The sequence below is a fragment of the Tessaracoccus luoxuelianae genome (assembly GCF_054483915.1).
Window position 1 is genome coordinate 99,181 of record NZ_JBTLTG010000002.1, and the last position, 24,698, is coordinate 123,878.

29 protein-coding genes are annotated in these 24,698 nt (G+C 68.4%); 27 read left to right on the forward strand and 2 right to left on the reverse strand.

The features are described from left to right. Positions 1-152: 152 nt before the first annotated feature. From ACX1D1_RS16135 to ACX1D1_RS16250, 24 genes are all read left to right on the forward strand, one after another. Positions 153-485 (forward strand): hypothetical protein, encoded by a 333-nt coding sequence (locus ACX1D1_RS16135; RefSeq protein ID WP_459056694.1) that lies wholly within the window; start codon positions 153-155, stop codon positions 483-485. 15 nt (positions 486-500) lie between these two features. Next, positions 501-974 carry a hypothetical protein gene (locus tag ACX1D1_RS16140; protein ID WP_459056695.1) on the forward strand — a complete coding sequence of 158 codons (474 nt, stop codon included), beginning with the start codon at positions 501-503 and terminating at the stop codon, positions 972-974. A 71-nt stretch (positions 975-1,045) separates the two neighbouring features. After that, on the forward strand, positions 1,046-1,285 hold the full coding sequence (locus ACX1D1_RS16145; RefSeq protein WP_459056696.1) for a hypothetical protein: 240 nt from the start codon (positions 1,046-1,048) through the stop codon (positions 1,283-1,285). 191 nt (positions 1,286-1,476) lie between these two features. Continuing rightward, positions 1,477-3,276, forward strand: coding sequence for a hypothetical protein (locus ACX1D1_RS16150; RefSeq protein ID WP_459056697.1), 1,800 nt, complete (start codon positions 1,477-1,479; stop codon positions 3,274-3,276). A gap of 469 nt (positions 3,277-3,745) precedes the next feature. Continuing rightward, a complete protein-coding gene (locus tag ACX1D1_RS16155; RefSeq protein WP_459056617.1) occupies positions 3,746-4,681 on the forward strand; it encodes a ParA family protein in 936 nt (311 codons plus the stop codon). 215 nt (positions 4,682-4,896) lie between these two features. Next, on the forward strand, positions 4,897-5,169 hold the full coding sequence (locus ACX1D1_RS16160; protein ID WP_459056618.1) for a hypothetical protein: 273 nt from the start codon (positions 4,897-4,899) through the stop codon (positions 5,167-5,169). A 285-nt stretch (positions 5,170-5,454) separates the two neighbouring features. Then, a complete protein-coding gene (locus tag ACX1D1_RS16165) occupies positions 5,455-5,751 on the forward strand; it encodes a hypothetical protein (RefSeq protein WP_459056619.1) in 297 nt (98 codons plus the stop codon). A gap of 1 nt (position 5,752) precedes the next feature. Then, positions 5,753-7,573, forward strand: coding sequence for a hypothetical protein (locus ACX1D1_RS16170; RefSeq protein ID WP_459056620.1), 1,821 nt, complete (start codon positions 5,753-5,755; stop codon positions 7,571-7,573). Between the two features lie 22 nt (positions 7,574-7,595). After that, positions 7,596-7,958 carry a helix-turn-helix domain-containing protein gene (locus ACX1D1_RS16175; RefSeq protein ID WP_459056621.1) on the forward strand — a complete coding sequence of 121 codons (363 nt, stop codon included), beginning with the start codon at positions 7,596-7,598 and terminating at the stop codon, positions 7,956-7,958. Positions 7,959-8,046: 88 nt separating this feature from the next. Continuing rightward, on the forward strand, positions 8,047-8,757 hold the full coding sequence (locus ACX1D1_RS16180) for an SAF domain-containing protein (RefSeq protein WP_459056622.1): 711 nt from the start codon (positions 8,047-8,049) through the stop codon (positions 8,755-8,757). 3 nt (positions 8,758-8,760) lie between these two features. Continuing rightward, positions 8,761-9,492 carry a CpaE/TadZ family protein gene (locus tag ACX1D1_RS16185; protein WP_459056623.1) on the forward strand — a complete coding sequence of 244 codons (732 nt, stop codon included), beginning with the start codon at positions 8,761-8,763 and terminating at the stop codon, positions 9,490-9,492. Then, positions 9,489-11,015 carry a TadA family conjugal transfer-associated ATPase gene (locus ACX1D1_RS16190; protein WP_459056624.1) on the forward strand — a complete coding sequence of 509 codons (1,527 nt, stop codon included), beginning with the start codon at positions 9,489-9,491 and terminating at the stop codon, positions 11,013-11,015. The genes ACX1D1_RS16185 and ACX1D1_RS16190 overlap by 4 nt, the downstream gene beginning before the upstream one ends. After that, positions 11,012-11,893 (forward strand): type II secretion system F family protein, encoded by an 882-nt coding sequence (locus tag ACX1D1_RS16195; RefSeq protein WP_459056625.1) that lies wholly within the window; start codon positions 11,012-11,014, stop codon positions 11,891-11,893. Before ACX1D1_RS16190 ends, ACX1D1_RS16195 begins: the two co-directional genes overlap by 4 nt. Next, positions 11,890-12,777, forward strand: coding sequence for a type II secretion system F family protein (locus tag ACX1D1_RS16200; protein WP_459056626.1), 888 nt, complete (start codon positions 11,890-11,892; stop codon positions 12,775-12,777). The genes ACX1D1_RS16195 and ACX1D1_RS16200 overlap by 4 nt, the downstream gene beginning before the upstream one ends. A gap of 19 nt (positions 12,778-12,796) precedes the next feature. Continuing rightward, a complete protein-coding gene (locus ACX1D1_RS16205; RefSeq protein ID WP_175558290.1) occupies positions 12,797-12,973 on the forward strand; it encodes a hypothetical protein in 177 nt (58 codons plus the stop codon). Continuing rightward, positions 12,948-13,337 (forward strand): TadE/TadG family type IV pilus assembly protein, encoded by a 390-nt coding sequence (locus ACX1D1_RS16210; protein ID WP_459056627.1) that lies wholly within the window; start codon positions 12,948-12,950, stop codon positions 13,335-13,337. The genes ACX1D1_RS16205 and ACX1D1_RS16210 overlap by 26 nt, the downstream gene beginning before the upstream one ends. A 13-nt stretch (positions 13,338-13,350) precedes the next feature. Then, positions 13,351-13,941, forward strand: a complete 591-nt coding sequence (locus ACX1D1_RS16215; RefSeq protein WP_459056628.1) for a hypothetical protein — start codon at positions 13,351-13,353, stop codon at positions 13,939-13,941. After that, entirely contained in the window at positions 13,935-14,855 is a 921-nt protein-coding gene (locus ACX1D1_RS16220) for a hypothetical protein (protein ID WP_459056629.1), read from the forward strand. The genes ACX1D1_RS16215 and ACX1D1_RS16220 overlap by 7 nt, the downstream gene beginning before the upstream one ends. A gap of 5 nt (positions 14,856-14,860) precedes the next feature. Then, positions 14,861-15,286 carry a TadE/TadG family type IV pilus assembly protein gene (locus ACX1D1_RS16225; RefSeq protein WP_459056630.1) on the forward strand — a complete coding sequence of 142 codons (426 nt, stop codon included), beginning with the start codon at positions 14,861-14,863 and terminating at the stop codon, positions 15,284-15,286. A gap of 71 nt (positions 15,287-15,357) precedes the next feature. After that, positions 15,358-15,741, forward strand: a complete 384-nt coding sequence (locus tag ACX1D1_RS16230; RefSeq protein ID WP_459056631.1) for a pilus assembly protein TadG-related protein — start codon at positions 15,358-15,360, stop codon at positions 15,739-15,741. Beyond that, a complete protein-coding gene (locus ACX1D1_RS16235; protein WP_459056698.1) occupies positions 15,738-18,698 on the forward strand; it encodes a tetratricopeptide repeat protein in 2,961 nt (986 codons plus the stop codon). The genes ACX1D1_RS16230 and ACX1D1_RS16235 overlap by 4 nt, the downstream gene beginning before the upstream one ends. Before the next feature lie 428 nt (positions 18,699-19,126). Further along, a complete protein-coding gene (locus ACX1D1_RS16240) occupies positions 19,127-19,480 on the forward strand; it encodes a hypothetical protein (RefSeq protein WP_459056699.1) in 354 nt (117 codons plus the stop codon). Then, positions 19,477-19,905 (forward strand): hypothetical protein, encoded by a 429-nt coding sequence (locus tag ACX1D1_RS16245; protein ID WP_459056700.1) that lies wholly within the window; start codon positions 19,477-19,479, stop codon positions 19,903-19,905. The genes ACX1D1_RS16240 and ACX1D1_RS16245 overlap by 4 nt, the downstream gene beginning before the upstream one ends. A 121-nt stretch (positions 19,906-20,026) precedes the next feature. Beyond that, complete coding sequence (locus tag ACX1D1_RS16250) at positions 20,027-20,185, forward strand: hypothetical protein (RefSeq protein WP_459056701.1); 159 nt, start codon at positions 20,027-20,029, stop codon at positions 20,183-20,185. 145 nt (positions 20,186-20,330) lie between these two features. On the opposite strand, the gene ACX1D1_RS16255 is transcribed toward ACX1D1_RS16250, so the two are convergent. Further along, complete coding sequence (locus ACX1D1_RS16255; protein WP_459056702.1) at positions 20,331-21,332, reverse strand: DUF3039 domain-containing protein; 1,002 nt, start codon at positions 21,330-21,332, stop codon at positions 20,331-20,333. A 53-nt stretch (positions 21,333-21,385) separates the two neighbouring features. Next, positions 21,386-21,787 carry a helix-turn-helix domain-containing protein gene (locus ACX1D1_RS16260; RefSeq protein WP_459056703.1) on the reverse strand — a complete coding sequence of 134 codons (402 nt, stop codon included), beginning with the start codon at positions 21,785-21,787 and terminating at the stop codon, positions 21,386-21,388. A 341-nt stretch (positions 21,788-22,128) separates the two neighbouring features. Between ACX1D1_RS16260 and ACX1D1_RS16265 the strand changes: the two genes are divergently transcribed. The 3 genes from ACX1D1_RS16265 (at position 22,129) to ACX1D1_RS16275 (ending at position 24,486) form a co-directional block, all read left to right on the forward strand. After that, positions 22,129-22,620 (forward strand): MucR family transcriptional regulator, encoded by a 492-nt coding sequence (locus ACX1D1_RS16265; protein ID WP_459056704.1) that lies wholly within the window; start codon positions 22,129-22,131, stop codon positions 22,618-22,620. A 312-nt stretch (positions 22,621-22,932) separates the two neighbouring features. Next, the gene (locus ACX1D1_RS16270; RefSeq protein WP_459056705.1) at positions 22,933-23,709 is read left to right on the forward strand and encodes a hypothetical protein; all 777 of its coding nucleotides are present in this window, start codon (positions 22,933-22,935) and stop codon (positions 23,707-23,709) included. 357 nt (positions 23,710-24,066) lie between these two features. Continuing rightward, on the forward strand, positions 24,067-24,486 hold the full coding sequence (locus ACX1D1_RS16275) for a hypothetical protein (RefSeq protein ID WP_459056706.1): 420 nt from the start codon (positions 24,067-24,069) through the stop codon (positions 24,484-24,486). The last annotated feature ends 212 nt before the right edge of the window (positions 24,487-24,698 follow it).

A 24,698-nucleotide genomic window follows, 5' to 3' on the forward strand; every position in this document is an offset into this window, starting at 1 on the left:
AAGCCAGCGCGGGTAAGCCAGCTCAGGTCTGTTTGTGGGCTAGAAGCCCTTCAGATCTCCGAAACTGTCGTCCCACTGTGGTGGTGTTGGATGCGGGTTCTTCTATTCGATGGGGCTCAAGGAATGCCCCGCGACGAGGAAGGCGATGAGTGATGGCACAGAATCCACGTCTGGAGGCGCGCCGGCTGGTGCAGGAGCAGCTGCTGAGGCGCCGTGAGGAGGCTGCAGCGCGTGAGGCCAGGATCCGGGAGCATGCGTTGGTGGCGACGGCGGCCGCGGTGGAGCGGCAGCAGGTCGTGGAGGACACGGAGCGCCGGATCGGCCAGGCCCTGCACGCACTCACGCAGGACGTGTCGGTGCCGGAGGCCGCGGCATTGTGTGGGCTGGAGGTCCGTGAGGCCAACCGGCTCCGACGCTTGCAGCAACACCACCATCACGATCCCGCGGCCTCTCCCGGTCCGGCGTCCTTGGCGCCGGGCATCTGAGCGAGGGGCGGGGTTGTGTCGTTGACGGCGGAGGATCTGGCTTCGGAGGTGCTGGTTGGCCGGTTCCGGGCGAAGCTGCGGGTGCTGCAGGGAAGTGACTGTGTGTGGTGGGCGGGGGCGATCAGCCGCAATGCCGGCCACGGCCGGTTCTGGCTGGGTCCTCGCCGCGCCGTGGTGGCACACAGGTACGCGTTCGCACTGGCGGAAGGCTTCGACGCGTTGGTGGGTGTGGAGGTGCTGGCGCATGAGTGTGACAACCCTTTGTGTCAGCGGGTAGGGACCGGTCATGTGGTGGCGTCGACCAGGTCGCGGAACCAGACGGACTGGGTCACACGGGGTGCGGTGTCGGCGGGCAACTACATCGGCCCGGACTCCTCGTTCGATCGGAGTCTAGTGATGCGAAACCTGCTGCTGCTCGACACGGGCGCGGCCGCGCGGCATTTGGCCTCACTCCCCTACCGCCACGGCGTCCAGCTTCCGCTGTGGTGATCTGGAAGTTGTGGGCGTGTCTCGCATCAGTTTTCGGTTACATGTATACGAATCACACTAGTGTGATTCGCATGACTGCTCCTCGTCGCCCGCGGAAGTCCATGGTGGACCCCATCCAGATTGGTTTACTCGTCGACTCCGCTGCTAACCATCGCCTGTCGGCGCTGGCGGCGGCTGCTGGCGCATCACGGTCGCTGTACGCGCAGCGACTAATCGAGAACGTGCCCCTCGACGCCAACGGCGTGCCCACGTGGTGGCCGGCCGAGGAGTACCCCCACCACCCTGAGGAGACCCTGCCCATGACCGGGTAAAACCCCCTGAAATGACAACGAGCCCCGCGCCAACGGGGCTCGTACAAGTCATCAAGTTGTGAGGCTCGAGCTGCGAACTCTTGCCGGAGGACTTTTCCCTCGAAACCAAATCGTGAACCAGGACCCGAGAGGAGGTCTTGTCGTTGAGTATAGACAGTGAAGTCGTTTCTGCCTACCCCCGTGGGGTCGGCGTGTCGCGTGTCGCGGCGTGGGACCTCGCGGTGGCGATCTCCCCCCGGGACACGCTGCGGGTGCAGCTACCTGACGCCTCAGGCGGGTTCTCCTCGCAGTACATCGGCCGCGCCTCGATCGACGGGCCGGCGCCGGAGGCCCCCTGGGCAGTGCACCTCACCGACACGGCCGGCCGGTTCCACCTGGTCGCCTTCGACCTCGACGGCAAAACCGAGGCCGCCGCCCGACAGGCCGTCGCGGACAGGGACAGGATCACCGGCTGGCTGGATCAGGTGGGCATCGAGTACCTGGTGTGCGCCTCGGGCGGCATCGGGCAGGGCTGGCACATCTGGGTCGCGCTGTACGACGGGGTGCCGGCTTCGGTGGTGCATGCGGTCACCGATCGGGTGAAGGTCGCCTGCCAGTCCCTGGACCGGGCCCCGCTGGGGAACCTGGTCACCGGCTGCGTCCGCCCCCCAGGCGCCCCCCACGCCTCCGGCGGCACCTCCCGGATCGTGACCGGCGACCCGCAGACCCTGACCCGCGCCACCACCACCGCCGACGACCTCCACCGCCTGGCAGACCTGGTCGCCGAAGACGTCGCCGCCCTCCCCCAGCTGACCCGCCTCGACGACGACATCCTCGCAGGACTCCCCCGCGACTCCCACGGCCACCCCTACCTGACCGGCGCCCTCCGTCCTCTCCCTGCCGCGGTGTCGGCCGCGATCGGGCAGTACCCCGTCGACGCCTCCTCCCACCTGTTCACGATCCTGCTGTCCATGGCCCGCTCCCGCCGACGCTTCGACAACGTGATCGGTCTGCTGCACTCCCCCGGCCTGGAACACGTCCGGACCCTGCGCGACCCCCACACCGGCCACCGCACCCCCCGCCCCACTGCCGGACCCCACTCCCCGATCGCCACCCTGACCCGGCAATGGCGCCGCGCTGTGGCGGTTGTGGCCACCACCGGCGACCGGCACGGCTCCGACCACACCTTCCTCGCCCGCGCCGAACAGCTCGCCCTCGATGTCGAGGGCAGGCAGCAGCGCGCCGACGCCTCCCCCACCCGCTGGCGCGGCCCCCACGGCGCCACAGACCGACGCGTCCTCGACGCCCTCCACCTGATCGCACTCGACGCCGTCACCCCCGACGTCGACGCCTCCATCCGCCACCTCGCACTGCGCACCGGGATCTCCCGTGAGAACACCCGACTGGCGCTCCACCGGCTCCAAGCAGACGGCTGGATCCAACTCGTCATCCCCGCCGCCGGCACCCACGCCGCCACCTGGACCATCGACCCCAAACGAGATATCCACAGCACCCTGGAGTCTCTTCGGTCACAAGCGGTCCCACCGCGCACCCCACCCCCGGCCACAGGCACCACCCGCGACCGCCTCCGCACCACCCTCACCGCCCGCCAGGACGCGGCCCGACACGACCTGTTCACCCGACGGGGACTCGGCGTCGAAGTAGGAAACACCTACGCCCGCCGGCACGACACTCCCCCACCCCAAGCCGACGCGCTCCAGGACCTCGCAGACGCCGGCCTCCTCCACCCCCACACCCCCGCCCACCTCGACGCCCTCGCCCAGGCCCGAGGCGTCCACGGAACCCTCGCCAGACGCGAAATCACCTACAGCATCGAACAAGCGATGTGGCGCTGGTGGATCGTCGAACTCCAACGCACCAGAGAACGACACCGCCACCAACCCGCCCTCGGCGACAAAGGCCCCTGGAGCCAATGGGGCAAACACCCCAGACGACCCGACGGCCGAGCCACCTTCAGACAAGCACGCCTCCAGCTGCTCCTCGCAGCCTGACCACCAACCACACCCATGCACCCCCACTCCCCCACCCACCCCTCCGCCGACGAGCCGGACTCGGCCACAGCCTCGAAGGCAAGCGGTGCGAAGCACCGCGCGGCAGCACCAAGAACCCTGGCTACGGCGACATGCCTCTTCGACCGTTCCTTAGATGACTAGTTCTAATGGTGCTAATAGGGGTATTGGAAGAAATAGGGATAGAACTATTAGGGATAAAGGGTCTGTGACCGTGTGTGAGCGGGACCTACGCGTCATGGGCGCCTCGTGAGGGGCCGCCCAGCTCAGGGGCGATCGAGCGGAATGACTGCATGTGGGACCCCACGGAGAGCTAATAGAACTAAAAGAACTAATAGTACTCAGGCGACACGCTGGCGCGGTTCGAGCTAGCAGACTCGATACCCCCTAGGCTGCGGTAGAACCATTGGAACTATTGGAACCATTAGAACTAGGCGTGAGGGGGTGCCCGATGGGCGTTGGACTCGAACGTGTTGTCGCGGTCGTCAACGGCAAGGGGGGAGTCGGGAAGACGACTGTCACAGCGAACCTTGGCGGAATGCTCGCTGTCAGCGGCTACCGAGTGCTGCTGGTCGACATGGACCCCCAGGGCAATCTGGCGGAGGAACTCGGTTACACGAGCAGCGACATCAACGATGACGGGCTGGCGCTGGCACAAGCGCTGACGTTCTCAGGTGTCGCCCAGCCAGTCAAAGGGATCCGAGAGAACCTTGATGTCCTGATCGGGGGACCCCACCTCGACATGGCGGCGGCCGGTCTGACTATGAAAGCGCAGAAGGATCCCACGGCGGCGAAGCTTGCCCTTGCGGTGGCGCTGACGCCGTTGGCTGCAGACTACGATCTGATCTTCATCGACTGTCCACCGGGGCAGGAGACCCTGCAACAGGCGGCACTGGCGGCGGCCCGTTGGGCACTCATACCGGTCAAGACTGATGCGTCATCTCGAAAGGGACTGCGTGACGTGGCACGCCGTCTCGACGCTGTCGTGGGGCTGAACCCGGATCTCGACCTGCTGGGCGTCGTGCTTTTTGGGGTCAACAGGTCAGCGAAGAGAGTCTCGGAGACGGCGCGCCAGGGAATCAGGGACGACCTGGGTGACGGGGCGCCGATCTTCGAGACTGCCATCCGTCACGCCGAGGCCGCAGCCCAGGAGAGTCGAGAGCGGGGACTCCTCGCGTTCGAGCTTGAAGAGGCTGTTCTCTCTGCCCCGAAGTGGTGGGAGATTCGCCGGGACCACGCGTTGCAGCAGGATGGCCCGCGTTCGCGTAGTGCGGTCGGGTTGGCGGAAGACTTCCAGTTGCTTGGCGAGGAAGTCGTGAAGCGAATCACCGAGAGTGAAGCGAGCCAGGTGGTTGCTGTTGCGGGAGCAGGGGAGGGGCTCCGATGACGGGGGAGGCGAGGCGCCAGCTGACAGGACTTCCACCGAGGCCGGCGCATCAGCCACCGGTCAATTCGCGCTTGATCAGGAAGAACCGGTCCGCCGGCGATGCTGTGACAACGCCCATGGTCCAGTCCGGCCCAGTCGCAGAGGTTGAAGAGCAACAGACTCCATCCGTATCCAGCTTCACCGAGCCTGCGACAAGAGTGTCTGAGGCCAACACCATGGCACGGACCACAGCCAAACCCGCGAAGAAGCCGGCTAGCAAGGTCAAGGTCGGGTTCTACATAGACGTCAACGATGCGGCCCGTTTGCGCGGTGCGGCGAGGTTCATTCCCAACGAGCTGCGGGCCGAGGGTGTCGACGGGTTCTCAGCCATGGCAGCCAAGCTCCTCATGGACGGACTGGCACAGCTTGAGCGCACCTACAACAACGGCGAACCTTGGCCGAGCATGCCACCGGGCGAGGAACTGCCACGGGGACGTACGGTCCAGTAGAACGCTGGTCCATCCGCTTCAGCTACGAGCCATCTCACCCGCGTCGCGCGAATCTCTAGGGGGAGTGCCTTCGACTCCGCTCTGCGCTGCTGGTTAGTACTAAAAGTACTAATCGCGTCCGCTCGTCTATCCCCACACAGCTCAAAGTCGATTACGCCAGCGCCCGCTTAGTCCGGGGTTCATATGTGTGGAGGTTTGCAGACAGGGCCTGTGGATAACGGGAAAAGTGGTCTGCCCTTTCCGATCAAGGGGTCAGCGGCGCAGGCGAAGCGAAGGGACGAAGAGATGATTGATGGCTCGTACGAGGTGTTCGTGTTGGTCGACGAGGCGTGCAACCTGATGGTGCACGACGACACGGTCACGGGGCTCACGGCGCTCGACATCGCCGCATGCCGTGCGATGGTCGTGGAGTTCGCGCAGGGCGCCACAGAGGTGGCCGTTGATGTGCCGGGCTCGGTGGCACAGTGCATTGACCAGGCCGCCCGACGGGCCGCGCTGTGGGATCCGGCCCAGCTCACGACCGAGGCCCTCCGCCTGGTGCTGTTGCTCTCAGACGTCAGCCGCGACCTGAACAGGGCATGACGTGGCCAGGTTCCACCAGGCCGTTCAAGAAGCAGCAGCCCACCTCGCCGGCGATCCCGTCTCCTTGGCCACCTGGGCCCACACGGTTCGCCGATGCGACCAGCTCCTGGCCGGTACCGACCCGGCGATGCGCAGCGCCGCGGCCCTCACCCCAGTCCTGACGACCGGGGACGCAGGCCTTCGACGGCAGGGTTTGATACTGGCGCTGGACGGCGATCCGGGACTGCCGGTGAGTGCGGGAGACAGGCAGGAGCTGCGTGTCGTGGCGCTGTACGTCACCCGCGCGGCGTCCCGCGAGGCAGATCCCTCCCAGCGACTGCTTCTGGCAGGGATCGAGCGGCGCCTGCTGGGAGGCAGTCCGGCCCGGGGGAGCTTCGAGGCGAGCCTGCGCGGCTGGAGTCATGCAGTGGCTGAGGCATCCGAGGCGATGGACCCTGTGGCGGCGCTGGCCGTGAGCAGAATCCAACGCACCCTCCTCGATGCGGGCGTCGAGGCGATGAACCGACTGGAAGTCGCCGACGGCGTCGGCCACGAACGCCTCCTCGCTGCTGTCGAAACCAGCAGGGACGCCTGGGCAAGGGCATACGACGCATGGTTGGAGATTGTCCCGAGAAAGGCTCTGTACATCGAAGGCCTCGACAGGGCCACCGTGGGCGTGCAATTGGCCGCGCGGGACGCCAGTGACATCGACAAGCTTCGAGGACTCTTGGTTACGGGGTTTGGTGGGAATCTGGCGGCCGCGATGGCGGTGACGCCTGCTGATATGCGGGTGGATTCTGATCTGGTGGCGCGTGCTGTGACGCTGGAGCAGCGCAGTGATCTGGCCGCAGCGATCCAGCCTCGGGAGTTCCGCGAGCCTGAACCTGTTGCGGTCCCGGTGGAGCCGAGTGTTGGCCCGGCGGTGAGGTTCACCACGTCGAGCGAGGCGGCTTCTTCGCCTCGCCCCGCGATGTTACGGCAGGGGCTGGAGGTGGAGACCGTCAATTTCGGGGAACGCGGCCGGTTGGAGGAACTCGCCGGTGAGAGGGATGCGGGGGTGATCGCTGGGGCGGCCCGTGCGGGTGTGGTGGAGGCGGTGGCGTTGGTGGGTGGTGCGACGGTCGCGGAGTTGAGTCGGCTGGTGGAGCGGGGGGAGCGGGCCCAGGCGGCGATCGCCGCCTCGGCGTTGCCGATTGTCTACTCCTGGAGTCGACGGTTCGCACCCGAGTTTCGACAGGAGTTCGTGTCGCGGGCGTCGCTGCAGTTGGCGGAGGTCGCTTCCAAGTGGGACCCTCGCGTGGCCGGGTGGTCGACGTTTGCCTATACCGTCGTCGACTACGCCTACCGCGGCGAGGCGCGCCGGCTGGGGACGTCTCGGGAGGTGACCAGCGAGGACGTGGGGCGGTGGGCGGGGGAGTCACCGTCACGCTCGACGGTGACCGTTGCGAGGTCTCCGGAGGCGGAGGCGCTGTGGGGGGCGGAGCGGGACCAGGTGGCCCGGTTGCTGGACCAGTTGCCGGATCGCATGCGTGTGGTGATGGAGGGCCGACTGGGATTGGCGGGGTCGGTGAAGACTTTCGCTGCTCTGGCGGAGGAGACGGGGGTATCGCCGTGGATCGTGTCGCGCGATGCGAGGGTGGGGACGCGGTTGCTGCGGGAACACCACCTGGCAGCGAAAGCCACGGAAGAGAACCCTTCTCCGGATTCGGCTCCGGTGACGTTGCGGCATCTGGCCCAGGTCCTGCAGCCTCCGAAGGAGGACAGGTCGCGGACATCGACCTCGGCGAGGCCGGAACACCGCTCGGGGCGACCTTCGAGGGACGTGCGGGGGGTGTCGCGGTGATTCAGGCCCTTATCCTGTGGGCATGTCAGTGGCAGAGCGGCTCCGTGAGGCGAGGCTGGCCGCGGGCCTTACCCAGGCGCAGCTGGCCCAGCGGATTGGTGTTGCTGACGGCACGAGGGTCGCGGCGTGGGAGCACGGACGCTCAACGCCTCATCCGGCGACCTGGGCCGCGGTGTGTTCACTGCTTGGGATCGACGTGGAGGAGGCGGGGGTGGTGACCCTGCGTTCTCTTAGACTGCGGCGAGGGTTGACTCCTGACGACGTGGCTGCGGAGCTGGGGGTTGCTGCTGGCACGGTGCGGCGGTGGGAGTCGGGGGCTCACAGGCCGCGGGCGAAGCACGCGGATCGGCTGGCGGAGCTCTACGGAGTCCCCACCCTCCCATAAGTGACCAAAAGTCACTAGTGATAGAAATACGTATCGGTTAGGTTTGCGCCATGGGACCACTGTGCCCGGGTTGATAGAGAGTGTGACCATGACTATGGCTCCAACAGGAGACGAACCAACCACCGCGAGGCCGCCGATCGTGGCGGCGCCGGCCGCCAGGACGCAGCGGCGGCCGTTGTTCGCGGTGTTAGCGGGGCTGCTGATCCTGCTCGGCGCGGCCGGGGGAGCATTGGTGTTCTGGTCGACCGGCTCCACCGTGGAGGCGGTCGCGGCCCGCGTCCCCGTGGCCCGGGGTGAGGTGATGACGGCGGAGATGTTCACCACCGTTCAGATCGCCCCCAACCAGCAGCTGAGTTACCTGGACGCCGACGAGCTGCCCGCCCTGTTGGGGAAACGCGCCGCCCATGATGTGGCGGCCGGGTCGCTGGTTGGCCCCACCGCCGGTGTCGAGGCCATGGTCCCGTCGTCGGGTCGCACAGTCGTCGGATTGTCTCTTCCGCCTGGTGCGGAGCCGGCGGTCCCGTTGCAGGTCGGGGACCGGGTCCGGGTGATCCTCACCGAACCGGCTTATGCCTGTGCGGCGGGGGAGTCCGGCACCATCGACACCCCTGAGGGCGCCATCGCCGCGCAGTGCACCGTCAACGTGGTGATCCCGGCCGTGGTGGTGGCCACCGCCCGCGATGAGGCCTCCGGCCAGGTCTCCGTCTCGGTGGACGTCGCCGAGGATGATGCACCGCGTACGGCGGCCGCTGCCGCTTTGGGTCGCGCGGCCCTGGTCCTCGACAGCCGGGACGCCTGACCAATGGCCGTTTACGCGCTCACCTCTGCCGCGGGTTCCCCTGGGGTGACCACCACCGCGCTGGGTCTGGCGTTGGAGTGGCCGAACCAGGTGCTGCTGGTCGACGCCGACCCCGTGGGCGGGTCGGCGATCCTGGCCGGCTACTACCGCGGCACCGTCGGGCATCCCGGCACCCTGGTCGAACTCTGGTCCGCCCACCGCCAAGGCGGGCTCGAGGACGCGGTCCGCGAGTTGCCGCTGCGGCTGTCGGAGACCGCCTCCCTGATCCCCGGCCCCGCCGGCGCCGCCCAGGCCGGCGGCCTGGTGGATCTGTGGCCGGCGCTGGCCGCGCAACTCAGGGTGCTGTCTCAGTTTGGCGTTGACGTCCTGATCGATCTGGGGCGTCTCGGTCACACGCATTTCGCGACCCCCCTGGCCAGGGCCGCCGACGAGCTCCTGCTGGTCATGCGTAGCGATCTGCCGTCGGTCGCGGCCGTCTCAGCCGCAGAGGTGCCTTCGGAGGCCCCGGTCCGCGGGCTGCTGATCGGCCCCAACCGGCCCTACACCGCCCACGCTGTGGCGTCGGTGATCAAACGCGAGATCGGCGTGACGTTGCCGTGGGCGCCGGAGGAGGCCGAGGTCCTCAGCCACGGCCAGCCCGAGCCGAAGCGTGGCCTCAAGCTCCGCAAGGCGCTGCGGCAGGCCGGCGAGGAGCTCCACACCACATCCATCACCGCCCTGGGGGTTTCAGCATGAGCGACGCACTGCAGGCCGCTGCCGAGATCGACCCGGCCACGCTGGCCCTGTTCACCCAACCGGCACCGCCGGCGGGCCGTACCCGTGGCAGCTTCCGGATGCTCACCGCGGAGGAGCCACGTCGCCAAGCCGCACGACACGAGCCCGCAACGCCGCCGGAGCTGGCGCGGCCGGTGCTGACGCCTAGGGTGCAGCGTCGCCTGGCGGGGGAGATCGACTGGGATCTGGTCGACACGCTCCGCGAACGGGTCTCGACGGAACTCTCGGAGCGCGACCCCGACCCCTCGACGCGCGAGGACATCGGCCGCGAGATCATCGCCGCGGTCCTGGAGGAGGAATCCCGCGCCTCCACCGTCCGCGGCCAACTCACCTGGACCCTCGACCACCAGGACCAACTCGCCCAAGCCCTGTTCGATGCCGTCTTCCGCCTCGGCCGGCTGCAGCCCTATCTGGACGATGACGCGGTGGAGAATGTGATCATCTCCGGCTTCGACAACGTGCTGGTGGAGAACAGCGACGGCGAGCTGGTCCCCGCGCCGCCGGTCGCGTCGAGCGATGAGCAGCTGATCGAGTACCTGACGTTCATGGCCGCCCACCAGCCGAAGCCGCGGGAGTTCTCCGAGGCGGCGACGAAGCTGCACCTGGCGCTGCCGAACCGGGCGAGGCTGTTCGCCTCGGCGTGGGTGACGTCACGGCCGACGGTGATCATCCGCCGCAACCGCCTCATCGACGCCGGCCTCCACGAACTCGTCGCCCTGGGTTCCTTGTCCTCGGTGGCGGCGTCGTTCTTGTCGGCGGTGGTGCAGGCCCGTATGTCGCTGGTGGTCTCCGGTGATCAGGGCACGGGGAAGACCACGATGCTGCGCGCGTTGGCCCACGAGTTGCCGGCACACGTGCAGATCGGCACCATCGAAACCGAGTACGAGCTGTACCTCAAAGACACCGGCGACCACCAGGTCGTCCACGAGTGGCAGGCCAACCCCGGCTCCGGGGAGATCGGTCTCAACGGCCGCCGCGCCGGCGAGTACACCGTCCGCGAGGCCCTCGAAGACTCCCTGCGAGCCAACTTGAGTTACACGATCGTCGGCGAGGTCCGCGGCTCGGAGATCGTGACCATGTTCAAGTGCATGCAGTCCGGCTCCGGCTCCATGTCCACCACGCATGCGAGGACTGCCGAGGGGGCGATCCGGAAGCTTGTCACCTGCGCGACGCAGGAGGGCGCCAACATCACCCGCGAATACGCGCTCAACGTGATCGCCGAGGACATCGACGTGATCGTCCAGCTCCAGGTCGAATCCGTCCAACAGCCTGATGGCACCTGGCGGAAACGCCGCTGGGTGTCCGAGATCATCGCCGTCGAACCCGGCGAGGACGCCAAGGGCTACGCCACCACCACCATCTTCGCCGCCGAACCGGGCAGCCACCGCGCCACCGCCCGCATCCTGCCACCGAGGTTCCGGATGCTGGAGCGGTTCGGGTTCGACCTGGCTGGCTTCAACGCCGAGCGGGGAACCCGCGCATGACTGTCCTGGCAGCATTGTCTGGTGCGTTGATCGTCGCCGGCATCCTCGGCCTGATCTACGCACTGACCCCCCACCCCGTCACCCCCGCGAAGGCGCCGCGGATCCGGCGGCGCCGCCGGCTGTCGAAGGTCCGGGTCGTCGCTCTCGCCGGGCTGGCCGCCGGCGCCCTGATCGCGGTGGTGACCGGCTGGCTCGTCGCCCTCGTCATCGCACCAGCCGCCTCGGTGATGATCTACAAGATGGTCACCGGTCGGGCGACGAACCGCATCGAGCGGCTCAACGCCCTGGCGGACTTCGCCCGCGCCCTCGGCGGCGTCCTGACCGTCGGCCGCGGCCTGGAGCAGGCGATCCTGCACGCCGCCCGCTCCGCCCCGGCCGCGCTGGCCCCCGAAATCGGCAGATTGGCTGCACGGGTCCGCGCGAACGTCGCCACCGCCACCGCGCTGCGCCTGTTTGCTGATGAGTTGGATGATGCGACCGGGGACCTGTTCGCCGCCACCCTGATCCTGGCCGCGGAACGCCGCGGCCCCGGTGTCGCGTCCGCGATGCAGGGCCTGGCCGAATCCATCGACGAGGACGTCAAGGCCCGCCGCCAGGTCGAAACCGAGCAGCAGAAGGCCCGCACCGCCGCCCGCATGATCACCATCATCTCCGCACTGCTGCTCGGGGGCCTGTTCCTGGCCGGCAGCTACGTCGAGCCCTACCGCACCCCCCTGGGGCAGGTCCTGCTGACCGTGTTCATGTCCCTGTACCTGGCCGCGTTGGTGTGGATGGGCCGCATCTCCGCCACCAAACCCCTGCCACGCTTCATCGGCACCGCCATCACCGCACAACCCGCCACCGACATCGTCGCCGCGAGGCAGGGTGGTGTGCGATGACCGCGCTGCAGCTGGCCATGCTCTCGGGCGCCACGATCACCGCCGGCCTCGTCCTGCTGGTGGCCGGCCTCGTGCCGGCCCCGACCAATCTGAAGGACGCCATCGGCCGCCTGCAACCTCGCATCACCCTCGACACCCCCACCGGGCCGAGCGTGGATTCGGAGGTGCGGCTCGGCCGGTGGGCCGAACGCCACCTTCCCGCGGTCATCTGGGGCGCAGCACCGGAGAAGGATCTCGCGCTCCTGGGTCGCACGAAGGCCGCGTTCTACGGCTCCAAACTGATCTCCGGCGTCCTCGGCCTCCTCGTCGTGCCCGTGATCAGCGCCGCCACGATGATGCTCAGGCTCCCGATCCCTGTCGCGGTTCCCGTCCTCGGCTCGATCGGGTTCGCGGCGATCATGTGGTTCCTGCCCAACAACGAGCTCCGCGACCAAGCCCGGAAGGCCCGCGACGAGTTCAGCTACGCCCTGGTGGCGTTCGTGGAAATGGTGGCCCTCGAGCGGCTCTCCGGCGCCACCGTTCCCGAAGCCTTGCTCCGCGCCGCCGACACCGGCGACTCCTGGGTGTTCCAACGCCTGGCCACCGTGCTGCGCCGCACCCAGTACACCGGCCAGAACCCGTGGGACGCGCTGGCAGACATGGGCCACCACTACGACCTGCCCGATCTGGTCGACCTGGCCGACATCATGCGCCTGGCCGGCGCCGACGGCACCCGCATCTACTCCTCACTACGCGCCCGCGGCGCCGCCATGCGCAACGCCACCCTCAACCAACAAATCAGCCGCGCCAACGCCGACGGGGAACGCATCGCCATCCCCGTCACCCTGCTCGTCCTCGTCCTGGCGATCACCCTGGTCGTCCCCGCAGTCCTCCGCATGATCTAACCCGAAAGGAAACACCGCCATGCTTGCCCTCTACAGCTACCTCACCGCCACCCTCCACACCCGTGTCCGGGTGCGGGATCAGCGGGGTCTGTCCCAGTCCACCGAGAACGCGATCCTCCTCGCAGGGGCCGTTGGGATCGCCGTCCTGATCATCTCCGCGATCACCGCATATGTGCAGGCCAACCTCCCCTCCTGACCAGGACCAACGGGGCCTCAGCTCCTCCGTCCTGGCCACCATCCTCTTCCCGCTCGTCCTCAGCTCCCTGTGGCTGACGATGCAGTGGGCCATGCTCACCTGGGCACAAGCAACAGCACAGGCAGCAGCACAAGACGGAGCCAGAGCCGCAGCAGCCCTCAACGCCACCGGAACACACGGTCAGGCCACAGCCACCCGAGCCGCCGACAACGGATCCATCGACAACCTCCACGTCACCGCCCAACGCGCCGCCCGACTCACCACAGTCACCATCACCGGCACAGCCCTACAAGTCATCCCCGGCTTCCCCGTCACCATCCAGGTCACGGCCACCTCACCCACCCAACGACTCACCCCATCCTGACGGAGACGAAGAGATGACGATCACACGACTCGCACCCGCAGCACTGGCCGCACTACTCCTCCTCGGCGCCTGCACCCCAGACCCCGCCGAGACCCCCACGCCTGTCCCGAGTGCTTCAACTGCGTCCCCGTCACCCACGCCCTCGTCGGCACCTTCGCCGAGCGCGTCGCCGACCCCGACCAGCACCCTGTCACCTGAACAGGAGGCGGCCCAGGCGGGGGCGGTGGAGTACTTCCGGGCGGTCAACGCCGTCCGTAGCGATCCCGACGCAGACTTCCAGCAGGTAGCCAACGCCACCACCGGAACCCATACCTCGGCCGAGGCGCAGCTCATCGGCGAGTACCGCAGCCAGGGCGTTGTCCAGACCGGCGAGAACGTCTACACCTACAAGGGCGTCGGGCCCGTCGTGGAGGCCGGGGGAGTGCGCTCGGTCGAGGTCCGTGTCTGCAGCGACAGCCGAGGCAGCGACATGGTCGACGCCAACGGCAACTCCGTCCTCGACCCTGCCCGGCTCCGTTTCGTCGACTTCAGGCTGGACATGGTCCAGGTGGGCAACAGTTGGCGAGTGAACGGCGGCCAGAGCGAGGCGGTCGAATCATGCTGAAGCGCCTCTACCCAATGGTGATGCTCGCCGCCCTACTCGTCGGCGTAGCAGTCCCCACGGCCTCAGCTGAAGGCACCGGCGGTGCCTTCCTCAACGAGCACACCATCATCGTGAGTGTCCAGGTCCCCGGCTCATCGGGGGGTGGTGGCCGCGGGCAGGGGAGTGCTGGTGGCGGCGGTTCGGCCCCGTCGGGTTGCTACACCGGTGGCGGTGCGGAGTTGCCCTGCACCCAGTGGGGACTGGTCTGGCGGCCCGACCTCGAGTGCTACGCCCGCGTCAAGCCATACCAGCCTCCGTTGACTGACCCAGTGTGGGAGGGCAACACGACCGGGACGATCATCGAGTGCCGGATCGGCACTGAGGGTGGGTGGAGCAACACCTGGGACCTGTGGGCGGCGTCGGCGCAGTTGGCTGCTCCGCCGGATCCAGCGGTCCTCGCGCAGAGGGCGGTGGAGCGGATGCAGCTCGAAGCGATCAGGATGGGCACCTTCCCCGAACAGGCCGAACGAGCCCCCCGGGATCTCGGCTACGTCGGGTGGAACTCGTGGATGTGGGTGTCGAACCCGTCGCCGTCGACGTGGGGCCCGATCACCCGATCCGTGTCTGAGGCCGGCTACACCGTCACCGCCACCGGCCAGGTCGACAAGGTCGTGTGGGACATGGGCGACGGCACCACCATCACCTGCGGCCAAGGCAAGCCCTGGCGCTCCATCTGGGTCCACAACGAGCCCTCCCCCGACTGCGGCCACATGTACGCCAAGGACGGCGAGTACACGATCACCGCCACCTCCCACTGGGTGGTCAACTGGTCCGGCATCGGCCAGAGCGGCACCATCACCACGCAGCTGACCGACACCGCCACCCTGCGGATCGCCGAAGTCCAGGTCGTCAACGTCGTCACCCCCGAAAGCTGACGACGATGAGGCGTGATGGGGAACGGGGGATGATGGTGGCCGTCGAAACCGCCATCATCCTGCCCGTCCTGCTGGCCATGGTCGGTCTGCTGGTCGTGCTGGCCACAGGAGCATTGGCGCAGATGACGGTGAACTCCGCCGCCTCCCAGGCCGCCCGCGCCGCCTCCCTCGAACGCGACACCGCAACCGCCACCGCCACCGCACGCCAGGTGGCCGCCTCCACCTTGACCGAGTCCGGCACCACCTGCCGCACCTCCAACGTCGCCGTGAACGCCGCCGGCCTCCGCGCCCCCCTCGGCACGCCGGCCGTCGTGTCGGTGACCGTGACCTGCACCGTCGACCTCCAGGTCGGCCTGCCCGGCTTCCCCGCCACCCGCACCCTCACCGCCACGAAGACCTCACCGGTCGACACCTACCGGAGCAGACGATGAACCCCCGTCACGCGCTGACCCGCCCCGGTCGGGGTTCTACTGGGCATGGGAAGCAGCGTGGGGAGCGGGGAATGGTGTCGGTGTGGGTGTCGGTGGCTTTGGTGGCGTTCATCGTGACCATCGGCATCGGGATCGACTTCGCCGGCCACGCCGGCGCCGCCCAGCACGCGCGCGCCGTCGCCGACGAAGCAGCACGCGCCGGCGGACAACACCTGACCCTCGACTCCGGCCGGGCCCGCCCCGATGTGCACACCGCCATCGCGGCCGCCAACACCTACGTCGCCGCCTCCCCCTACACCGGCTCCACGGCGATCCGCGGCGGCGACACGATCACCGTCACCGTGCGAGGGTCCTACGACTGCCAGTTCCTCTCCATCATCGGCATCACCACCCTGCGCGTCGAAGAAACCGGAACCGCGACCGTGAAATCCGTCCTCGGAGGAACCGAACAATGACCCGCACCCTCCGCACCCTCCGCACCCTCCGCAGCCTCGCCGCCATCCTCGCCATCGCCGGCATCGTCGCCGGCGCCCCCTGGCTGCTGATCCAACTCGGCCAACTCCCCGGCTTCCTCCCGAGCTGGGATCGCCTCGCGGGGATGCTGCTTGCCCCCGACTCCGGCCGCTTCCTGCTGGTCCTGGTCTGGGCCGCCGCCTGCGTCCTGTGGGCCTGGCTCACCATCCTCATCCTCATTGAGGCTGTGGCGTTGCTGCGCGGGGTGAAAGCGCCGCGTCTGCCGGCCGCGTCGATGCCGCAAGGCCTGGCCCGGGCCCTGGTCGTCGCGGCCGCCGCCGCGTTCATCGCCACCCCCCTAAACGCCGGCGCAGCCCAACCAGACACCCCCACAGTCGCCGTCCCGGCGCCGGCTGCGGTGCCGGCGGCGGTGGCGCTGCCCAGCCAGGACCCCCGCCCCACACCCCCACCCGACGTGGCCCCGGCAGAGTCGGTCACGGTCGAGGAGGGCGACACCCTGTGGGATCTCGCCGAGGAGCACCTCGGCGACCCTGGTCGGTGGCCCGAGCTCTACGACGCCAACAAAGGCCACCCGCAGCCCACCGGGCACGTCCTTCAGGACCCCGACCAGATCGACGTCGGCTGGACCCTCACCATCCCCGGCCAACCAGCCCGAGCCACCACCGAACCGGCGCCCCAGACCCAGACGCAGCCGGAGACTCCTCGCCGCGAAGCCGTCACCGCACTGCTCCCCGCCGAAGACACCGCCCCCGTCGAGACGCCGGCCGCCGCCACCCCGTCGACAGCACCTTCAGTCACGCCCTCCGCCACGCCGTCCGCCGCCGCGCCGTCCGCTGCCGCGCCCACGGCGATCTCCTCCGCGGCTCCGGCGACGCTGACCCCGCTCCGCGCGGAAGCCACCGCCGTGGACATCGCCGAGGACTCCGACAGGGTTGATGCGTCGATGTATGCGTGGGAGGTTGCCGGGCTCCTCGGCGCCGGCACGTTCCTCGGTGTCGGGATCTCCACGCTGCTCGGTGCGCGGCGCAGGGAGCAGTTCCGCACCCGCCGCCCGGGCCGGATGATCGCCACCCCCGACCCGGTGGTGACCCCGATCGAGCAGACCGCACAGCTCGCCACGAGCCTCTCCGGCCTCCTGGTGGCCCGCCTCGACCAGGTGCTGCGCCGCCTCGACCCCCACACCACCCTCACCGCAGCCGTCGTCGCCCGCGACGCTTCGATCGTCGTGCACACCCCCGACCAGCTCCCCGCCCCCTGGCAGCAGGACCGGGACGGGTGGCTGCTGCCCAACACCGCCCGCGTGGAGACCGTCGGGGACCTGGTCCCGGACCGGCCGTGCCCCTGGCCGCTGCTAGTTACCATCGGCGCCGACACCGCCGACCGGGTCGTGCTCCTCAACCTCGAACACGCCGGCCTGGTCACGGTGTCCGGGGATCGGGTGATGAGCGCCGACTTCACCCGCTACCTCGCCGCCGAACTCGCCATCAACCCCTGGTCCGACGGGGTTCGGATCGCCTGCGAGGGACCCGCCACCCAGGTCATTGGCATGTCCCCCGAACGCCTCGACGCCCACCTCGACGAGATCCTCACCATCGCCACCACGAACGCCGCACGCGCCGCCCACAACGCGGTGGCAGCGTCTGAGGGCCGCGCCGCACAGGCCGGCGACGAAACCTGGCCCGCGGCCGCCGTCATCACCGGCCAGCCATCAGAGGACCTCGAGCAGCTGGCCGCGCTCATCGCGAACCACCCCCACCAGACCGGCACCGCCCTCCTCACCCTCACACCCAGTGGAGGGGATCTGGCGCTAACACCAGCCGGACGCATCCGCGGCTACGGGTTCGAGCTCACCGCCGTCGGCCTCACCGAAGACGAAGCAGCCGGCTGCGCCGACCTCCTCGCCGCCGCCACCCGCGACGACACCCACCCGGCCCCGGCCGATCAGCTCGTCGACGTCACCGGCAACCTACTCCCCGAGCACCGCGCCGACCGCGACAACGACGACACCGACACGGTCGAGTCGCTGCTCCCCGAACCCGACCACGCCTACATCGACACCGCCGCCGTCACCGCCGACGACCTCACCACCATCGCCCCCCGCGTGCCGGAACCGGTCGCCGAGACGCTGCAAGACCGGGATCCGGACCTCGACGCGCAGGTCCGGGCCTGGTTCTCCCCCCACTGCCCCTACCCCCGCCTGTCCCTCCTCGGCCCCGTCACAGCCCGCTGCCACGGCAAACCGCTGGCCAAGCAGAAGGCCTACTACACCGAAGCCCTGGCCTACCTCGCCCTCCACCCCCACGGGGTGACCGGCGACCAGGTCGCCGCAGCCCTCGGCATCACCATCGAACGGGCCCGCACCGTCATCTCCACCCTCCGCCTATGGCTCGGCACCAACCCCCACACCGGCAGCCCCCACCTCCCCGACGCGAAAAGCTCCCCACAGGCCAAAGCCAGGGGAGTGGGGCTCTACCTCGTCGAGGACCTCCTCGTCGACGCCGACCTGTTCCGCCGCCTCCGAGCCCGCGGCCTCGCCCGCGGACCAGCCGGGATCGAAGACCTCGAAACCGCGCTGCAGCTCGTGACAGGCCGCCCGTTCGACCAGCTGCGCCCCGCCGGCTGGACCTGGCTCATCGACGGAGACCGCGTCGACCACCACATGATCTGCGCCGTCACCGACGTCGCCCACATCCTCGTCACCCGTCATCTCCACACCGGTGACCTCGACGCCGCGAAACGCGCCGCCACCATCGCCCTGACAGCCGACCCCGACTCCGAAACCGCACGCCTCGACCTGGCCGGGATCATGGTCCACGACGGCCACTCGACCTCTGCACGCCAGATCCTCGCCGACGCCCTCGGCGAGGACGCCGACCTCGACCTCACACCCCGAGCCACTGACATTCTCAACGGCAAAGACTGGTTGAAGACTGGATAGTGCGACTGCCTGGGACTACCCAGTTAGAGCCCCACCACTTCAACGAAGGCCAACCACCTCTGCCCGCCCAATCGTCGGCACCCTCGGCGACGACGCCGACCTCGACCTGACACCCGCATAGCCCACCACAGCTACCCCGCGGACGCCGTGGCCGCTGCTCCGAACCACGAGAAAGTTCTAGGCCGTCGGTTACGCGCTGGCTGATGCGGGTCCGGGTTCTAAGAGCAGGACCAGCAAAAGACAAAGGGAGAAGGGGTGAGCGTGCCGTGTCGGATGCGCAGCAGCTGATTGTGACCGCGAAGAGTGGGGCGGAGGTCTGTGCCCAGTTGGTGTTCTGGACGCGCCAGTTGCAACGCGCCTTGGACGCGCGCCGCCGCCTGCTGGGAGTTGCCGCCGCTGGAGTTGAAGGCCGCGCTAGAGGAGCAGTGATGACCGCCACGTCGGAATCTGACGAGGTGACGTCGGTGGATCTCGGCACCTGGACTCCCCAGGCCCCGTCCGATAGTCCGCTGCTGGTGGCGCCGTGTTCGGTGCCGCGGGTCCGCCGCCTGAATGCCTGCCTTCGCGACCCGGCGTTGTTGCGGCGGGTGGCGACCCGGGTTCCGGGCCGGTCCCTGCCGCGCCAGGGTGGCTGGCGCGGCGGCACCCCACGCACCGGCGGTGTGTTGGTCGTCCCGGAGAGTCCGGCGCTTCGCCTCGCCGGGATTACCGCTCAGCCGCTTCCTCGGCTGCTGCACACCGCAGCGGCTCCCGTCACTGATCTTCTGGAGGACCTCTCATGATCCGTATCTCGCTGTGTTTCGAGCCCGCCCGCGGGGGTGATGGTCCGGTCCGCCCGATCGCCCCGCTCTCGGCCACTGCCGTGAGGGAGCTGACGCAGCTCCTGAACCATGAACTGAACCTGACACCGAGGTATCGCAGCTTCGCCCTCCGGGAGGATCCCCGGGTCCGGCTCCTGCTGGAGCCGATCGGACCGTCGGCGGCCGCCGACGCGCCGGTCGTCAGCCATCCACCCGAGTACGTCGACGAACTCGTCGAGACCCTGCTGACGGAGCTCCTGCCCGTCCTCTCCGCCCAGGATCCCGGTCTCCCGCTGCTCGCACCAGATCTGTGGATGCGCCGTTTCGTACCAGTCGACTCAACTCCGGACCTCGAGCCCGACACGCTCAGAAGTGCGCCACGGCCTCGACGGTCACCGCCGGTGTAGCGCGTTGGCCGTGCAGGGCCGAGGGGGGTCGGCTGGTGGGCCCAGACCGGGGCCCGAGCCGGCGTCGATGTCCGAGGGCTTCCGTAGGCTCCATGACATTCATCAGAGGGGAAGACATCACATGCCCACCGAGAAGAAGAGCAAGCCCCGAAAGCGTAAGACGCCGCTGCTGGCCGATGGCCGCGAGGAGATCTTCTTGCCGGAGTGGCTGAAGACAGGCAGCTACAACCTGGTGCGCGTCGCTGACGAGAGGCCTCCGTCGAAGCCGTTGGCGAAATGACTCTCGCCCTCGGGTGGGGCGCTGGGCGGTCGGCGCAGTGCGTCATGGAGGGTTTGCGCTCGGGGGTGGGGTGGATGGTGACCGCCGCGGGCTGCTTGTGTGTGCGAGCCCGGCTAGCCCACGGCTAGCCCGTGCTAGCCCTGGTTCAGGCTTTCAGGTCCTCGAGCCGTGTCTGGCAGACCTGACAGCACGGCAAGGCTTCGTGGTCCTGGGTGGGGACGAAGTATGTGCCGCAGAGTGCTCGAACGGCCTTGCCGTTGACGGTGCTGCCGGCCAGGTGTTGCCGGTGGGTGTAGTGGGCGCTGTGGCCTGGCTCGGATTCTGCGAGCTCGTGGTCGGCGGTGAGGGCCTCCAGCGCCGCGACGCGGGCGGCGAAGTAGCCGGGCTCAGCGATGGTGGAGAAGGTGTCTTTGTAGCGGTCCCATCCTTGTTCGGGCGGACTGAGCGTGATCAGGGCCCGCAGGGTCAACTGCCACACAAGGTTGCTTCCCGCGTGGGCACGGGTTGGGGTGAGCTCGAGCTCGACTTCGTCGGCGGCATAGTCATGTTCCCGCACCAGTGTCACGGTGATTGTGAGCGTCGCGACGGCACCCCTGGTGATGGGGTGGGCGATCTCGATCTGCTGGGTGCCTCCTGCGTGGATGGCGCGCAGTGCTTCCAGTAGTTGCTCTTGGACGCTCAGCTCCCACAGGGTGAGGAGGCGTGCGGCGGTTTCCTGTTTGAGGAGACGACGGTCCTCGTCTGTGGGGAGCCAGCGGAGTGGCTCGTCGGTGTGGTCGTGGCGCCTGATCTGTTCGTAGAAGTCGTCGCGGTCCTCATGTCCGCCCTTGGCCAGTCCCGCCACGACGAGCCAGTGAACGCCGGAGGTGTCATCACGCCAGACCCCGCCGCGCCACTGGCCTGCCTTGATCTCCATCAGCGGCACCGTGGTGCTGCTGGCGATCGATCCGACGAAGGTGTCGGTGTCGGCGTCGTGGCGAAACGAGTCCGCTGCCTTGGCCACGATCGGGTGGGGGAGCTCGCTGAGCGGGTGCAGGTCCTCGAACGTCCCTGAGGTCAGAACACGGCGGGGGTAGGGAGATGCCCAGTCAGCTGTGAGGTCCTCGACGAGCAGGCGAAGGGTCGGACGGGCTCGACGGCTGTGCACCTGCCCATTGTGCCGGAGCGCTCCGACACAATGAGCCGCGCTCTGGCGGGCGTTTAGAGGAGGTCGGCGAGCTCGTTGATCGCGCCGGTGCGTGTCTGACGCTGGTGGGCGAAACGCTCAGCGAGTTCGCGGCGGTCGTGATCGCGCTGTGTCTCGAAGGCAATGAGGTCGGCTAGGCGAATACGGCGATCTCGGCCGACACGATGTGACATCAACTCACCACGATCTAGAAGCTTGTACAGGTGGCTCCGGCTCATCCCCAGACGCTCGGCAACCTGGTTGGGAGTCAGGATGGCCGCGTTGTCGACGACGGCCAGGTCGACGCCGTCGCTGATGCACCGACTCACGCTGAGCAGCACATCGCGGAGCTCGGGGCCCACTTCAGCGCTGTCGGCGAACTGTGCCAGCGCTGCGAGCTGGGCGTCGGGGACAGTGGAAGTCTGAATGGTCTGCATCACTAACTCGTCTCGAAAAGTCACAACTGACATAGATGTCACAGATGACTCTACCTCAACTGCAGCGCTAGCGCTGCACCGCACCAGTGAACAACCAAGGTGCCAACTCCTCGCCGATCGAGATCCGGAGCCAGCGGGCGGCGGCGCCAGGCATGGGTGGGACGGCAGGGTGGGCGGTTAGTCTCATGGGCATGTCGCGGTGTGGGGCGTTCGGGTGCACGACGGAGACGGTGGATCCGCTGTGCATCTTCCACGCGAGGAGGGTCCGGCGGGGTCTCGGGCTGCCCACCGTTGACGATCTGAGGGTCGGGGACCCGAGTGGCCGTGGCGTGTGGGGGAGGGTGGACCGCACCGCCGAGGGGGTCTTGTGTCATGAGTGTGGGCAGCGGTTCGCCAGTCTCGGTATCCATCTGGCCCGTGCCCACGAACTCACCGCCCGGGTGTATCGGGATCGGCACGGGATCGCCGACGAGGAGTCTTTGGCGGTCGTGTCAGCGGGGCCGCGGCGGCGTCCGCATCCGTGTGGCCGTTGCGGCACGATCCTGACGGTGCCGGGGAAGCTGTGTGACGACTGCCGCGTCACGCGCCGGGTCGAGCTAGAGAGCCGCCAGGCGGCTCTGGCGGAGCCGAGACCGGTCAAGGCGCGGTGGCGGCGCCTGACCGGGGAGGAACGTGACGACCTGCTGCGGGCGGCGCCCGAGGAAATGGGGTCGTTGATCGCGTCGCTGCAGCGGAGCCGGGTCACATCGGCGGAGATCGCCGCCGTCCTGGGCCGAAGTCAGAAATGGATGGCGCGCACCCATCCCCGCCCCGACTGGGGAACCCCACGCTGAGGACCGCACCCGTGTTGTGCACAGCGTTGTCCACCGCGGTAGGTGAAACGATCACAACCCCAGGGGCACCCGGGACAGTAGGCGTCGGCGAGGCTGAGAGACCCGCCGAGCGCGCGACCCCACCCCTAGCTCCATGCCTTGGAGCGCGGCTGTCCAGCGGCCTGGGTGAAGTTTCGGGGGTAGGTTCATCGCCCCTAGCCAGACGCCGAATCGGGGTCGCGTACCCCTCGTGGGGCGGGGTTTGGGGGTAGGGAACGGGAGAGGTGCCCGCGGGAGGTTCATCGCGAACCAACCGCGAAAGGACCCCTTGCGATGAGCGTGCGCGCAGCCCTCCATCTCGACCCTCTTCTTCAGGCCGCCGACGACACCTGGCCGCAGTGGACCAGGACCGAGCCCCTGCTTGCCCGGTTCGCCTCGCACCGGGAGATCGGGCAGTGGCGGATGGATGATGTCGACTGGCAGGAGGACCGGGAGATGTTCCTCGCGTTGGGTCGGCTGACGTTGGTGGAGGAGTCACGGACCGCCGCGACAGCGGTCCTGGTGTTCCTGGTGCTGCCCGCATGTGAGGCCACTGTCATGCGGCGGGCCTCCAGGACCCATGACGTGAGGCAGCTGGAGGATGTGGCGGCTGGCTATCTGTGGACCGAGGTGGCGCAGTATCCGTGGGACGATCCGATGAAGGGCTGGATCCCGCAGGGGGTCGCCCGCCGCGTCGGTCGGGCGATCGACCGCGACTTCGGCTGGGGAGAGACGGCGGAGCGGGTCTGGCGGGATCGGGCCACGCTGGACTTCGAAGCGGTGGAGCGCCTCAATCATCGCGGGGCGTATATGAGGCCACTGCACACCACCGACCTGTACTGGTGGGCGGTGACCGAGGCGGGGCTCAGCAGGGAGGACATGGATCTGCTGGTCGCGCTGGCGGTCACCGCCCACGAGGACGGGATCACGTCGCGGTCCAGCGCGGGTATCACCGCCCGCTCCGCGTGTGTGCAGCTGGTCCAGCCCGGACAAACCGTCGACCAGCTGCAGTACCGCGCCAGGAAAGCGTTGACGGTCCTCCGCGAAGCAGCCCGCAGCACCGCCGCCTGACCCAATTCGACGATCTGCCCGCGCACATCGAGGACTGCACACCGACCCTGAGTTCCACCGACACTGGTCGCCGCTCGAATCGGGTGAGGCGAGTCGGTGATCGATCTGTTGGAGATGATCTAGACCATGAACCCACGACGTGCAGCGGTAGTAGCCGTAGCCATGACCGCCACGTGCGCGGTCCTCGCCGGCTGTTCGCCGGGCACTCAATCTGCCGGCAGCCCGTCCACGTCCCCGACGATGGTGACAACCAGCGCTGCGCCGGCCTCACCCTCCACGACGCCGAGCCCATCCCCGAATGCCGAACCCTCCGGGAGCCAAGAGTGGTTCCCCGACCGGCCAGCCGGAGAGTCTGCGGTGCAGGCCGAGATCCGCGCCGCCTGGGAAACCCACGAGATCACCATGGACAAGTTCACCCGGAATCCCGACCTGACCGATCTGACGGAGATCCAGCTCGTCAGCACGGGTCAGGAAGCCACCGATTCGGTCGCTGGAATCGTTCGGCTTCGGAACAACAACCTGATCCGCAAGGGGTATGTGATCTTCCGTGACGCGGTGATCGCTGAGCCGACCACCGACACCGATGGAGTCACCACCTCGGAAATCAACTTCTGTTTCGACCCAACACACTTGCAGACCGTCGACATCGACACCGGCCAGCCCGGCGAGAGCGTCATCCAGCCCGATCAGACGATGAAGGTCATGGTCCTCATGGAGCAGATGCCCGACGGGAGTTGGCGGGCGGCGCTGTCCGAGACCGAATTGGCTCCGTGCTGAGAGGCTTCGATCACGGGCGGCCTCTTCCTCCACTGCTGCCGGCGGCATGACGCCAGGGTCACCAGATTGTTCCTAGGGCGTTCGTGATGGAGTGCCCACTCCGGGTCGGTGCCTGACGCCGGCTCACCGGGCATTGCTGCTGCGCTCTGAACACTCCGGCCCGCACGACGTCGCTGGCTTGCCCCACCCCGCCCGGCCCTTCAGCAGGAACC